We start from the raw sequence: 13,806 nt of genomic DNA on the forward strand, positions 1-13,806 counted from the left end.
TAAAGCGCCAGCCATCGTCCTTACAGGCTGTTGAACACGCGGTTCTCTTGTTCCTGGACGCGGATAAAGGTTGTGCGTTTGGTCAGCTCTTTCAGGCGGGAAGCGCCGACATAGGTGCATGCTGAACGCAGGCCGCCGAGGATGTCGCGCGCGGTATTATCAACCGGGCCGCGCAGCGGCAGCTTAACGGTTTTGCCTTCCGCCGCGCGGTACTTCGCGACGCCGCCGACGTGGCGAGTCATCGCCGATTCAGAGCTCATACCGTAAAACAGCATGAATTTTTCGCCGTTCTCTTCAACCACGGTACCGCCGCTCTCTTCGTGGCCCGCCAGCATCCCGCCGAGCATCACGAAATCGGCGCCGCCGCCAAAAGCTTTCGCGACATCGCCCGGCATAGTACAGCCGCCATCGCTGATGATCTGGCCGCCGAGACCGTGCGCGGCATCGGCGCATTCAATCACCGCAGACAGCTGCGGGTAGCCAACGCCGGTTTTCACGCGGGTAGTACAGACGGAGCCAGGGCCGATGCCGACTTTAACGATATCAGCGCCGGAAAGAATCAGTTCTTCACACATCTCACCGGTCACTACGTTGCCGGCAATAATGGTTTTTTGCGGCCAGGCGGCGCGGGCTTTCGCCACGAACTGAACAAAGTGCTCAGAGTAGCCGTTAGCCACGTCGATGCACACAAAGTTCAGTTGCGGATTCTGCGCCAGGATCTGCTGAGTTTTTTCAAAGTCCGCGTCAGAGGTGCCGGTGGACACCATCACATGCTGCAGCACTTCTGCGGATTCGCTCTGCACAAACGCCTGCCATTCTTCAACGCTGTAGTGCTTGTGCACGGCGGTCAGAATTCCAAAAGCGGACAGGGCTTTCGCCATGCTGAAGGTGCCGACGGTATCCATGTTAGCAGCGATAATCGGTACGCCGGACCAGGTCTGGCCTGAATGCTTAAAGGTGAATTCACGTTCCAGCTGAACATCAGAACGGCTTTTGAGGGTAGAGCGCTTCGGGCGGATAAGAACGTCTTTAAAACCTAGCTTCAGATCTTCTTCAATACGCATGTGCGAATTCCTGGGGTTAATTGCATTAATGTGAGAGCACAACTCCAGTGACGCTATCATACGCACGAATCATAGCCGCGCAAGACTGCGATTTTCACTTTTTTTACGCTACAATCGTTTAAATTTACCTGGTGAATAGCGAAAAACACGCTCGTGTGCTTTCCTTACCAGTGCATCATTTTTAACCAATTGATTTTCATATATAAAGAAAGTAACGATTCACATTATGGATACTTTTTCGATTTAGCAAAATCTCGATTAAGCTATCCCCGGCGCCTGACGGGCGTGGTGAATCGCCAGGGTTTTGAACAATAATGTGACATCGGGATTGAAGTGTATGGGGTATACGGTAGCGTTAACAGGCGGCATCGGTAGCGGTAAAAGTACCGTTGCCGACGAATTTGCTCACCTGGGCGTAACCGTTATCGACGCCGATATTATTGCGCGCCAGGTTGTAGAACCCGGTACACCTGCCCTGCTCGCCATCGCCGAAAGATTTGGTCCACAGATGATCAACGACGATGGCTGCCTGAATCGCCGCCGCTTGCGCGAGCGTATTTTTGCTCATAGCGAGGACAAGGCCTGGCTTAACGCGCTGCTGCATCCGCTGATTCAGCAAGAAACGCGCCGTCAGATGCAGGCCTCAACCTCGCCTTATCTCCTCTGGGTCGTACCCTTGCTGGTCGAAAACCGCCTGACCGATAAAGCCGATCGCGTGCTGGTTGTCGATGTGCCGAAAGAGACGCAAATCGAGCGCACCATGCGCCGCGATGGGGTCAGTCGCGAACACGCTGAACATATTCTTGCCGCCCAGGCGACGCGCGAACAGCGTCTTGCCGCAGCGGATGATGTTATTGAAAACATGGGCTCCGCGGATGCCGTCGCATCCCACGTCGCCCGCCTGCACGAAAAGTATTTAATGCTGGCATCGCAGGCCGCCTCACAGGAAAAATCGTAATGCATACCCCTGTTCTCTTCGAACATCCGCTCAATGAGAAAATGCGCACCTGGCTGCGCATTGAATTTTTATTTCAGCAGCTCTCTTCTCGCCCCACCATCGCCAGCTACGCGGACGCCCTCCATTTTTTCCGCAATACCGGCGATCTCCTGGACGTGCTGGAACGCGGTGAAGTGCGTACCGATCTGCTGAAAGAGCTGGAGCGACAACAGCGGAAATTACAAACCTGGGCCGAAGTGCCCGGTGTCGACCAGCAGCGTATTGATGCTCTGCGTCAGCAGCTTAAACAGTCCGGCAGCACCTTGATTTCCGCTCCGCGCATTGGCCAGTTTCTTCGTGAAGATCGATTGATTGGCCTGGTGCGCCAGCGTCTGAGCATCCCCGGCGGCTGTTGCGGCTTTGATTTACCAACGCTACATATCTGGCTGCATATGCCGCAGGAATATCGTGATGAGCAGGTGGCGAGATGGTTAGCGAGCCTGACGCCGCTGATGCAGTCGCTGGAGCTGATCCTTGATTTGATTCGTAACTCTGCGCCTTTCCGTAAGCAAACCAGCCTCAATGGCTTTTATCAGGATAACGGCGACGATGCCGATCTGCTGCGCCTGCGCCTGGATCTCGCAAGCCAGCTGTATCCGCAAATTTCCGGCCATAAAAGCCGCTTCGCTATCCGTTTCCTGCCGCTGGACAGCGAGCATGGCATCGTTCCGGAACGCTTTGATTTTGAACTGGCTTGTTGCTAAGGAGATACTATGTCAGAAGAGACTATCGTTAACTGCCCAACCTGCGGTAAAAACGTCGTCTGGAGCGAACAAAGCCCGTTTCGCCCGTTTTGCTCGAAGCGTTGCCAGCTTATCGATCTTGGCGAGTGGGCGGCGGAAGAGAAACGTATACCCAGTTCCGGCGACTTGTCTGATAGCGATGACTGGAGCGAGCCGCAGCAGTAACCTTCCCTATCGCTAATCCGGGACGATCCGGATTAGCATTTCAGGCTGGCGCCGGGTTGCACGGCGCTCAGGCAAGCGTAATAAGTTTATTGATAATCGGCTCGTTCGCCGGCGGAAATGCCTGCGGATCCAGCGCCTGCTGCGCCATCCACTGCCCCGGTTGCCCTTCTTTGCCCCACGGCTCGCCTTGCCAGTTTTCCACCAGGAAGAACCATAGCGTGATATGGCGGTCAGGGAACTGATAATCCAGTTTGTCGAACAACGTGGACGTCGTCACCGTAATCCCGACCTCTTCCTGCAGTTCACGTACCAGCGCCTGTTCCGGCGTCTCACCTGATTCTATTTTGCCGCCGGGGAATTCCAGTTTATTAGCCATATGCGCGTCTGCGGCACGCTGGGTAATAAAAATTTCGCCTTGCGGATTGCGAATTATCCCGACGGCGATTTGCAGTTTTTTCATTGAATCAGCTCCATAAAAAAGGCGCAGAAATCTGCGCCCTGGTTTGCTTTTTATCAGCCCTTAGCTCAGACGGCCGTGGCACTGTTTATATTTTTTACCGGAACCGCACGGGCACGGATCGTTACGGCCAACTTTACGGTCGCCGGTCTGTTCCGCCAGCGAAGCGGCAGCCAGAGTATCGTCATCCTGGTGGCTCAGCTGCTGCATCTGCGCGAGACGCTCTGCCTCTTCGCGACGTTGCTGTTCCATCTCTTCGACTTCTTCCGGCATCCGCACCTGTACCTTGCTCAGGGTGCTGATGACTTCATACTTCAGCGATTCGAGCATGGCTGCGAACATTGAGAAGGATTCGCGCTTGTACTCCTGCTTCGGATCTTTCTGCGCATAGCCGCGCAGATGAATACCCTGGCGCAGGTAGTCCATCGCCGCCAGGTGCTCTTTCCACAGGGAATCCAGCGTTTGCAGCATGACGCCTTTCTCGAAGTGACGCATCATTTCGGCGCCAACCACTTCTTCTTTACGCTGGTAGGTTTCTACCGCGTTCTGCAGAATACGTTCGCGCAGGGTCTCTTCGTGCAGCTCCGGCTCTTTATCCAGCCACTCTTTGATTGGCAGATCAAGGTCGAAGTCGTTTTTCAGACGTTCCTGCAGGCCTTCGATATCCCACATCTCTTCCAGCGACTGCGGCGGAATGTGCGCATCGATAGTGGCTTTGAAGACATCTTCGCGGATGCTGTTGATGGTTTCGCTCACGTCGGAGATATCCAGCAGCTCGTTACGCTGGGTGTAAATAGCGCGACGCTGATCGTTGGCGACGTCATCATATTCCAGCAGCTGTTTACGGATATCGAAGTTGCGGCTTTCCACTTTACGCTGAGCGTTAGCAATCGCTTTGGTCACCCACGGGTGCTCGATAGCTTCGCCCGGCTTCATCCCCAGTTTACGCATCATGCCGGATACGCGATCGGAGGCGAAGATACGCATCAGGGCATCTTCCATCGACAGGTAGAAGCGGGAAGAACCGGCATCACCCTGACGGCCAGCACGGCCACGCAGCTGGTTATCGATACGGCGGGATTCATGACGCTCGGTACCAATGATGTGCAGACCGCCTGCGGCCAGTACCGCATCGTGGCGCACCTGCCAGTCAGCTTTGATTTTTTCAATCTGCTCAGGCGTTGGATTTTCCAGCGCGGCGACTTCTGCCTGCCAGCTACCACCGAGCATAATATCGGTACCACGACCCGCCATGTTGGTAGCGATGGTGACCGCAGCCGGATAACCCGCCTGGGCGACGATATCCGCTTCACTGGCGTGGAACTTGGCGTTCAGGACGTTGTGCTTGATGCCGGCTTTCGTCAGTTCGCGGGAAACCACTTCAGATTTTTCGATTGAGATAGTACCGACCAGCACCGGCTGACCGGCGGCGGTACGATCTTTAATATCTTCGATAATCGCCTGAATTTTTTCCGCTTCGGTCATATAGACCAGATCCGCCATATCCTTACGGATCATCGGACGGTTAGTCGGGACGACAACGGTATCCAGTTTATAGATGGAGCTGAATTCAAAGGCTTCGGTATCCGCGGTACCGGTCATCCCCGCCAGCTTCTCGTACAGACGGAAGTAGTTCTGGAAGGTGATGGATGCCAGAGTCTGGTTCTCGTTCTGGATCTCCACGCCTTCTTTGGCTTCTACCGCCTGGTGCAGGCCATCGGACCAGCGACGCCCCTGCATCGTACGGCCGGTGTGTTCATCGACGATGATGACTTCGCCATCTTTCACGATGTAGTCAACGTCGCGGGTAAACAGCGCGTGGGCGCGCAGCGCGGCGGTAACATGGTGCATCAGCATGATGTTGGTCGGAGAATACAGCGATTCGCCTTCCTCCATGATGCCTTCCTGCACCAGCAGCTCTTCGATCAATACCAGACCGCGTTCGGTCAGGTTAACCTGGCGAGCTTTCTCATCCACGGAGAAGTGGCCTTCACCGGTAAAGGTGTCGGAGTCTTCCTTTTCCTGGCGGATCAGGTGCGGAATAATTTTGTTCACCTTGCGATACATTTCGGAGCTGTCTTCAGCCGGGCCGGAAATGATAAGCGGGGTACGCGCTTCGTCGATCAGGATGGAGTCCACCTCATCCACCAGCGCATAGTGCAGTTTACGCTGTACGCGCTCTTCCGGACTGAACGCCATGTTATCGCGCAGATAATCGAAGCCGTATTCGTTGTTGGTACCGTAGGTGATGTCGGCCGCGTAGGCTTCACGCTTCGCCGGCGCAGGCAGGCCGGACATATTGATGCCCACGCTCATACCGAGGAATTCGAACAGCGGACGGTTGTTTTCGGCGTCACGCTGCGCCAGATAGTCGTTGACGGTAACGACGTGAACGCCTTTACCGGTCAGCGCGTTAAGGTAGGCCGGCAGGGTCGCGGTCAGGGTTTTACCTTCACCAGTACGCATTTCCGCAATGCAGCGGTCGTTCAGTACCATACCGCCCAGCAGCTGCACGTCGAAGTGGCGCATACCGAAGACGCGTTTACTCGCTTCGCGCACCACGGCAAAAGCTTCCGGGATCAGGCTTTCCAGGCTTTCACCTTTCTCCAGACGCGCGCGGAATTCTCCGGTTTTGGCTTTCAGCTCGTCATCAGAGAGCTTTTCCATCGCCGGTTCCATACCGTTGATGATATTGACGACTTTGCGCATACGACGCAGCGTACGGTCGTTACGGCTACCGAACACCTTAGTTAACATTTTAATTAGCATAATAAAATCTCAAACGCCCCGCAGTGCGGAGTAAAAAAATAGGATGGTCCGTGTTTATTTTCAGCTGAGACGTTGAGGCCCTGCGCGGATCCCCGCTACCTGGCTTATCCAGGCGCTGACGCGGAAGACAGAATAAGAGGAAGGGATATAAGCTGCCTGGCGGATAACCACCGGCGGTCTGCTGTCCTGGGTCAGCAGCGCGCTGAGCGTATCGAGCAGGGCCAGATGCTGAGCCTGAAGCGGCGACGATTCTTCCGCCACCGGCAAAGCCTGCGGCGCCATCGCGAACGACAGATGGCGAATAACGGTGCGAATCGCATGCTGATGCCAGTAATCGACGGTAAAGTTCGGCCGACGGTTGGCCTCCAGCAGCGCCAGCTGGGAGAAGTTAACTTTATTCGGGTTATGGTTGCTGGCCGTGGCTTTCGCCGGCGTAGTGGTTTCGTGGCTGTTGTTAAGCGCAGGCAGGCCGAGGCTAGCCGCGACCATCCCCAACAGGAGATGCGGCCAAAAATACCGTCTGCCAAACTGTCGCCAACGCGTCAGCAATCCACTCACTTTCTTTACCTTTAGTTGGTATTCCTGCGTCCTTTCAGGCGGTCCATTTTATTGGCGGTCTTCGCAGTACAGCCTGAAATCGACAGGATAAAGCAACCCAGAGAAAAATTTTGCGCCCAAATACTAACATTAATACCGCGCCGAGACAGCAGGAATGAACGCTAATGCTGCGGTAAAACGCTTAATAAAGCAGCGAACGCGCACAGGTTATTGCCAGCGAAACGCAGTGAAAAGCGGTTTGGGGAGGCTAAAAAGAAAAACGACTGGTTCCCTGGACGGAGAGAGTACCAGGTTACCAGTCGAATTTACTGAATGGTCAGGCTTACGCCAGAACCATTGACGGTGCGCGGAATGCCAGCGGCAGTTTTGCGTCGTCTTCGAAGGTCACATACTCCCAGGCTTCCTGTTTTGCCAGAACAGCCTGCAGCAGTTTGTTATTTAACGCGTGACCGGATTTGAACGCCGTGAATGCGCCGATAATGTTGTGACCACACATAAACAGGTCACCGATCGCATCCAGCATTTTGTGGCGTACAAACTCATCTTCAAAGCGCAGACCGTCTTCGTTCAGTACGCGATAATCGTCAACAACGATGGCACAATCGAAGCTGCCGCCCAGGCACAGGCCACGGGACTGCAGATATTCGATATCACGCATGAAACCGAAAGTACGAGCACGGCTAATCTGACGCATGAACGCATCGGCCGAGAAGTTCAGCGCATAGCGTTGGGTGCTTGAGTCAATCGCCGGATGGTTAAAGTCGATGGTAAAGTCCAACGAAAAACCATTGTACGGCTTAAACTCAGCCCATTTGTCGCCATCTTCAACGCGAACCGTCTCTTTGATACGCACAAATTTCTTGGCGCTGTTCAGTTCATCGATGCCGGCATCCAGCAACAGATAAACGAACGGAGCGGCGCTACCGTCCATAATCGGGATTTCCGGCGCATCGACTTCAACAATAATGTTGTCGATGCCCAAGCCAGCCAGTGCAGCATTTAAGTGCTCGACTGTAGAAATCCGCACGTCATGCTCGTTCACCAGGCAAGTACAGAGCATGGTATCACGCACAGATTTGGCATCAGCCGGAAAATCAACCGGTGGATTCAAGTCGGTGCGACGATAGATGACCCCGGTATTTGCCGGCGCAGGGCGTAAAGTCAGCGTGACTTTCTTGCCGGTATGCAAACCGACACCAGTCGCCTGAACAATACGTTTAAGAGTCCTTTGTTTGATCATCGTATAATCTCGCCAAGTTACCTATCCAACCGAAGTGTACTATACATTCGGCAGGGCAGTTTAGCACAAAGAGCGCAGATGCCCAACTTCCAGCCAATTCTTAATCGGCTTGCTTACGCAGGAAAGCTGGAATATCCAGATAATCCGGCTCTTTCGCGGTTTGCGGCGTATTGTCGTTCACCACTTTCGCGACCGGTTTCTGCTCTTGAGTTAATGGAGCCATACCGTGCTGCTGGTAGCGATCCATTACCGGCTGCTGTACCTGTTTGTTGGTCACCAGGGTAATTTCCGGACGCTTGTCCATACCGATACCGGTGGCAACAACGGTTACACGCAGTTCATCGTTCATATCCGGGTCCAGAGAGGTACCGATAACCACGGTCGCGTTATCCGAAGCAAAGGCGCGGATAGTGTTACCGACGGTCTCGAACTCATCCAGACGCAGGTCGAAGCCAGCGGTGATGTTGACCAGTACGCCACGCGCGCCGGACAGATCGATATCTTCCAGCAGCGGAGAAGAGATAGCCATTTCAGCCGCTTCTTCCGCACGGTCTTCACCGCTCGCCACGCCGGAGCCCATCATTGCGTAGCCCATTTCCGACATCACGGTACGAACGTCCGCGAAGTCGACGTTCATCAGACCCGGACGGGTAATCAGTTCGGCAATACCCTGCACCGCGCCTTTCAGTACGTCGTTTGCCGCGCCAAAAGCGTCGAGCAGAGAGATACCGCGACCCAGTACTTTCAGCAGCTTGTCGTTCGGGATGGTGATCAGTGAGTCAACGTGCTTGGACAGCTCGGTGATCCCCTGCTCAGCAAACGCCATGCGCTTCTTGCCTTCGAAATTAAATGGCTTAGTGACGACCGCAACGGTCAGGATACCCAGATCCTTCGCCACTTCCGCGACCACTGGCGCCGCACCGGTACCGGTACCGCCGCCCATACCCGCCGCGATAAAGACCATGTCCGCGCCATCAAGCGCAGCGCGCAGCGCTTCACGGTCTTCGTCAGCCGCATTACGGCCAACTTCCGGGTTCGCGCCTGCACCCAGACCTTTGGTAATACCGCTACCGATCTGGATAGTCTGGCCAACAGCCGTTTTACGCAGCGCCTGCGCATCGGTGTTCACCGCGAAGAATTCAACACCCTCAATGCGCTCGCGCACCATGTGTTCAACGGCATTACCGCCGCCGCCACCGACGCCGATGACTTTAATCACCGCGTCGTTGGTCAGTTCCATAGGTTCAAACATAGTTTCTCTCCGTCTTGTGCCTGTCGCCTGAGAACGCTAATTGTCTGCGTTCTCTTAAAAAATTAAAACTCTTTTCGCAGCCAGCTGTTGAGTCGCTTAATCCACGAGCCCACTGACGCCGTCACGCGTTTTTCGACTTCTGCTTCACCACTGAGATGTGACTCTTTTCCGTAGTGCAGCAGCCCAACCGCCGTCGAATAATACGGCTCCTGAGCGTAATCCGTTAAACCGGTAATGTTCAGCGGCGCGCCAATGCGTACCTGCGTATGGAACACGCGCTGCGCGCAGGCCGCCAGGCCTTCGATTTGCGCGGCGCCGCCGGTTAAAACAATCCCCGCCGCCAGATGGTGTTTGACCCCTTGCTGACGGAGCTGTTCCTGCAGCTGCAGGATTTCTTCATTAACCAGATTGAGCAGTTCGGTATAACGCGGTTCAATCACCTCTGCCAGCGTCTGACGCTGCAGGCTACGCGGCGGACGTCCGCCCACGCTCGGTACTTCCACGTTTTCGTCTTTACCGACGATTGAACCTAATGCGCAACCGTGACGAACCTTGATGGCTTCGGCGTCGCTCGGCGGCGTACCGAAGGCATAGGCGATGTCGCTGGTCACCACGTTGCCCGCGTAAGGGATCACTTTGGTGTGACGCAGCGCGCCGCCGGTATACACGGCGATATCCATTGTACCACCGCCGATGTCCACTACGCAGACACCCAGCTCACGTTCGTCTTCCGTTAATACGGAATAACTGGCCGCTAAACCGGCGAAAATAAGTTGGTCAACTTTCAGACCACAACGTTCAACCGCTTTAACAATGTTTTTCGCCATATCGTTATGGCAGGTAATCAGATGTACCTTCGCCTGCATACGCACGCCGGATAACCCTACCGGGTTTTTAATACCTTCCTGGTAGTCGATGGCGTATTCCTGCGGGATGACGTGCAGTACGCGATGCTCGTCGCGTACGCGTACCGATTTCGCGGTATGAACGACGTTTTCCACGTCATCCTGCGTCACCTCTTCTTCGGAGATAGGCACCATGCCAATCTCATTTTGACAGCTAATATGCTTGCCTGAAAGCGCCAGATACACTGATGAGATCTGGCAATCGGCCATCAGTTCAGCCTGGTCGATAGCGCGCTGTACGCATTTCACTACCGACTCGAGGTCATTCACCCCGCCTTTATCCATGCCGCGCGATGGGCAACTGCCCACGCCAATGATATTAATCATACCGTCGGGCAGAACTTCCCCTACTAAAGCGGCAACCTTCGCGGTGCCAATCTCCAGTCCAACTACCAGTTTTCTGTCCGTCGCCTTGATCATCGTTGTTCTGCCTGTGCCTGATTCTGTTGTTGATTATTTTCCTCTACGGGAGCAGGTACCCAACCTACCGCCGCACCCGAGTCATAGCGCAAATCAACGTAGCTTATCCGTTTGCCGTCGGTCTGTGCCTGCTGCTGAAGAACCGGGTAGAGTTCCATAAAGCGCTGAAGCCGTTTCATGGTGTCGCCGCGGCCAAGGTTGAGCTTAATATCGTTATTAAGCGTCAACTGCCAGGAGCGACGCGCGGTCATTGCCGCCACTTTCAACGTGAACTTATTCTTTGCCAGCACCTGCCCCATGTCGCGGTATCCCTGCAGCACTTCATTTTCGCTGCCTTCAGGGCCGTATAACATCGGTAAGTTCTGTTTGCTGGTACGATCCGCCGGCACGCTGAAAGAATTTCCTTCGACGTCTACCATATGTTGATCATTCCAGCGCGCAATCGGCACATATTCAACCAGATGAATCTTCAATTCATCGGGCCATTGTTTTCTTACGCTCGCCTGTTTAATCCACGGCAGGCGCTCAATTTGACTCTGGATGATATTGACGTCCTGAGTCATAAAAGTGCCCGGCGAGCCCAACGCCAGAATAGCCTGACGGATATCATCGTTACGCGTGTAGTGACGTTCGCCGGTGACGACCATTTTCGACAACGGCAGACGCTGCGCATCTTCCATCCATCCAAGAACCATCCATCCGCTGACCAACACGGTACACAACACTGCCAGCAGGAAAACGATACCTGCCAGCCGGGTTCCATTATTCCGACGCGAAGAAGCAATCGACTCTTCTTCCTGGTTCCGCGTATTCAGCGCCGCCTGCGACATATCACCCCGCCAGGTCCAGAATTCGTACAACAAGCTGCGAGAAGCTCATCCCCGCCTGGCGGGCCGCCATCGGCACCAGACTATGGCTGGTCATCCCCGGTGAGGTGTTCGCTTCCAGCAGATAAAACTGGCCATCGCTGTCCAGCATCACGTCAATACGTCCCCATCCTTTGCAACCCAGAACATTCCAGGCTTTAAGCACCAGGCTCTGGATTTCTGTCTCGCGGGCAGATTCCTCAAAACCAGGGCAGAAATATTGCGTCTCATCAGAGAGATACTTCGCCTCATAATCATAGAAGGTTCCAGCCGCCTGGATACGAATTGACGGTAAAATTTCTTCACCGACGATAGCGACGGTAAATTCCGGGCCACTAAGCCATTTCTCAATCAGAACTTCATCATCATGCTGAAAAGCCAGCGCCAATGCATCCTGCATTGCACAACTTTCGCTAACTTTCGACATGCCGACGCTGGACCCTTCGCGGCTCGGCTTGATGATAACCGGCAGCCCCAGCGCCGCAATCTGCTCACTAACGCCAGCAGAAAGTCCTGCGTTGAACTGGGCGCGGGTCAATGCAACCCATGGCGCGACCGGTAATCCCGCCCCCTGCCACAGTAATTTGCTGCGCAGTTTATCCATCGAAATGGCGGAAGCCATTACGCCGCTGCCGGTGTACGGCAGTTGAATGAGCTCAAGAAGGCCTTGCAGCGTGCCATCTTCGCCGCCGCGCCCGTGCAGGGCAATAAACGCTTTCTGAAAGCCCATGTTTTTCAACTGGGTGATATCAACGTCACGCGGATCGACCGGGTGGGCATCCACCCCGCCTTCACGCAGCCCGGCCAACACCGCCGCGCCTGAATTCAGCGAGACTTCACGTTCAGCGGAGGTTCCGCCGAAGAGAACCGCGATTTTATCAGCCATGGCGGTCCTCCTCCGTTTTTTGCGGTACCAGTTTGATTTCAGCCAGGTGACGTGCGATTTTTCCTATGTTGCCGGCGCCCTGCACCAGCACCAGATCGTCGCCGGTCAATACCGACGCCAGCATCTCCGCGGCCTGCGCCGGATCGGAAACCAGAATCGGGTCAACTTTGCCGCGACCGCGGATCGTACGGCACAGCGAGCGGCTATCGGCGCCAGGGATCGGCGCTTCGCCCGCCGGATACACATCCAGCATCAGCAGCGCATCGACCTGGGTCAGCACGTTGGCGAAATCATCGTACAGATCGCGAGTACGGGTATAACGGTGCGGCTGGAATACCATCACCAGATTTTTATCCGGCCAGCCGGCACGCGCCGCTTTGATAGTGGCGTCGACTTCCGTCGGGTGATGACCGTAATCGTCGATCAGCATCGCGCTACCGCTCTTGCCGTTGACTTCCGCCAGCGGATATTCGCCAAGGAAGTCGAAGCGGCGGCCGGTGCCCTGGAAACTTTCCAGCGCGCGCAGAATCGCCTCGTCTTCAATGCCCTCTTCCGTCGCGACGGCAACGGCCGCGGCAGCGTTAAGCGCATTGTGGCGACCCGGCGCGTTCAGCGTCACCTGCATGACCTCTTTGTCCTGGCGTACCAGGCGGAAATGGCCCTGCGCGCCGACCTGACGATACTCTTCAATGCGTACGTCGGCGTCATCGCTAAAACCATAGGTGGTGATTTGGCGGCCGACGCGCGGCAGCAGTTCACGAATCACCGGGTCATCCACGCACATCACCGCGCGCCCGTAGAACGGCAGGTTGTGCAGGAAATTAATAAAGGTCTGCTTCAGATTCTCGAAGTCGCCATGATAGGTATCCATATGGTCAGCTTCAATGTTGGTCACAATGGCGACCATCGGCTGCAGATGCAGGAACGACGCATCGCTCTCATCCGCTTCCGCAATCAGATAGCGGCTATGGCCAAGACGGGCATGCACGCCCGCCGCCTTCACCAGCCCGCCGTTGACGAAGGTCGGATCGAGGCCGGCCTCGGCGTAAATGCTGGATACCATCGCGGTGGTGGTGGTTTTGCCGTGAGTACCGGCAATCGCAATCCCGTGACGGAAACGCATGAGTTCCGCCAGCATTTCCGCGCGGCGGATCACCGGAATGCGCGCTTCGTGCGCGGCGACGATTTCCGGGTTATCCACGGAGATCGCGCTGGACACCACGACAACGCTGGCATCGCGCACGTTTTCCGGGCGATGGTTGAAATAAATGGTGGCGCCAAGCTGCGACAGCTGCTGAGTCACCGGATTCGGCGCAAGATCGGAGCCGCTAATCTGGTAGCCTTCATTCGCCAACACTTCGGCAATACCGCCCATACCGGCACCGCCGATGCCGACAAAGTGAATGTGCCGGACGCGACGCATCTCGGGCACTATGGAACGCAGTTTTGCCAAATCTTGTGTATTCATTCTTTACGCCATCAAC

13 protein-coding genes are annotated in these 13,806 nt (G+C 55.3%); 3 read left to right on the forward strand and 10 right to left on the reverse strand.

The features are described from left to right. Positions 1–20 precede the first annotated feature (20 nt). Positions 21–1,064, reverse strand: coding sequence for a GMP reductase (locus PGS10_RS19855; RefSeq protein ID WP_047042678.1), 1,044 nt, complete (start codon positions 1,062–1,064; stop codon positions 21–23). A gap of 337 nt (positions 1,065–1,401) precedes the next feature. Between PGS10_RS19855 and coaE the strand changes: the two genes are divergently transcribed. From coaE to yacG, 3 genes are read left to right on the forward strand one after another with little or no spacing between them, the layout of a single operon-like run. Next, complete coding sequence (gene coaE / locus PGS10_RS19860) at positions 1,402–2,022, forward strand: dephospho-CoA kinase (RefSeq protein ID WP_045390022.1); 621 nt, start codon at positions 1,402–1,404, stop codon at positions 2,020–2,022. Next, positions 2,022–2,765 carry a cell division protein ZapD gene (gene zapD / locus PGS10_RS19865; RefSeq protein WP_032709885.1) on the forward strand — a complete coding sequence of 248 codons (744 nt, stop codon included), beginning with the start codon at positions 2,022–2,024 and terminating at the stop codon, positions 2,763–2,765. The genes coaE and zapD overlap by 1 nt, the downstream gene beginning before the upstream one ends. 9 nt (positions 2,766–2,774) lie before the next feature. Further along, the gene (gene yacG / locus PGS10_RS19870) at positions 2,775–2,969 is read left to right on the forward strand and encodes a DNA gyrase inhibitor YacG (RefSeq protein WP_015368237.1); all 195 of its coding nucleotides are present in this window, start codon (positions 2,775–2,777) and stop codon (positions 2,967–2,969) included. A gap of 67 nt (positions 2,970–3,036) precedes the next feature. Here the strand turns inward: yacG and mutT are convergent, their stop codons facing one another. From mutT to murC, 9 genes are all read right to left on the reverse strand, one after another. Then, positions 3,037–3,429, reverse strand: a complete 393-nt coding sequence (gene mutT, locus PGS10_RS19875; protein ID WP_045390019.1) for an 8-oxo-dGTP diphosphatase MutT — start codon at positions 3,427–3,429, stop codon at positions 3,037–3,039. Positions 3,430–3,489: 60 nt separating this feature from the next. Beyond that, the gene (gene secA, locus PGS10_RS19880; RefSeq protein WP_316423376.1) at positions 3,490–6,195 is read right to left on the reverse strand and encodes a preprotein translocase subunit SecA; all 2,706 of its coding nucleotides are present in this window, start codon (positions 6,193–6,195) and stop codon (positions 3,490–3,492) included. A gap of 60 nt (positions 6,196–6,255) precedes the next feature. Continuing rightward, positions 6,256–6,753 carry a secA translation cis-regulator SecM gene (gene secM, locus PGS10_RS19885; protein ID WP_020079609.1) on the reverse strand — a complete coding sequence of 166 codons (498 nt, stop codon included), beginning with the start codon at positions 6,751–6,753 and terminating at the stop codon, positions 6,256–6,258. A 322-nt stretch (positions 6,754–7,075) separates the two neighbouring features. Next, positions 7,076–7,993 (reverse strand): UDP-3-O-acyl-N-acetylglucosamine deacetylase, encoded by a 918-nt coding sequence (gene lpxC, locus PGS10_RS19890; RefSeq protein WP_015368241.1) that lies wholly within the window; start codon positions 7,991–7,993, stop codon positions 7,076–7,078. A gap of 100 nt (positions 7,994–8,093) precedes the next feature. Next, complete coding sequence (ftsZ, locus tag PGS10_RS19895) at positions 8,094–9,245, reverse strand: cell division protein FtsZ (RefSeq protein WP_004857884.1); 1,152 nt, start codon at positions 9,243–9,245, stop codon at positions 8,094–8,096. Between the two features lie 62 nt (positions 9,246–9,307). Then, the gene (gene ftsA / locus PGS10_RS19900; RefSeq protein ID WP_002888625.1) at positions 9,308–10,570 is read right to left on the reverse strand and encodes a cell division protein FtsA; all 1,263 of its coding nucleotides are present in this window, start codon (positions 10,568–10,570) and stop codon (positions 9,308–9,310) included. Beyond that, entirely contained in the window at positions 10,567–11,400 is an 834-nt protein-coding gene (ftsQ, locus tag PGS10_RS19905) for a cell division protein FtsQ (RefSeq protein ID WP_015368242.1), read from the reverse strand. The genes ftsA and ftsQ overlap by 4 nt, the downstream gene beginning before the upstream one ends. Position 11,401: 1 nt before the next feature. After that, the gene (locus PGS10_RS19910; protein ID WP_316423377.1) at positions 11,402–12,322 is read right to left on the reverse strand and encodes a D-alanine--D-alanine ligase; all 921 of its coding nucleotides are present in this window, start codon (positions 12,320–12,322) and stop codon (positions 11,402–11,404) included. Further along, positions 12,315–13,790, reverse strand: coding sequence for a UDP-N-acetylmuramate--L-alanine ligase (gene murC, locus PGS10_RS19915; RefSeq protein WP_063413986.1), 1,476 nt, complete (start codon positions 13,788–13,790; stop codon positions 12,315–12,317). Before murC ends, PGS10_RS19910 begins: the two co-directional genes overlap by 8 nt. Positions 13,791–13,806: the final 16 nt, after the last annotated feature.

Origin of the sequence: Klebsiella sp. 141153 (genome assembly GCF_032601995.1) — a bacterium.
Lineage (GTDB): Bacteria > Pseudomonadota > Gammaproteobacteria > Enterobacterales > Enterobacteriaceae > Klebsiella > Klebsiella aerogenes.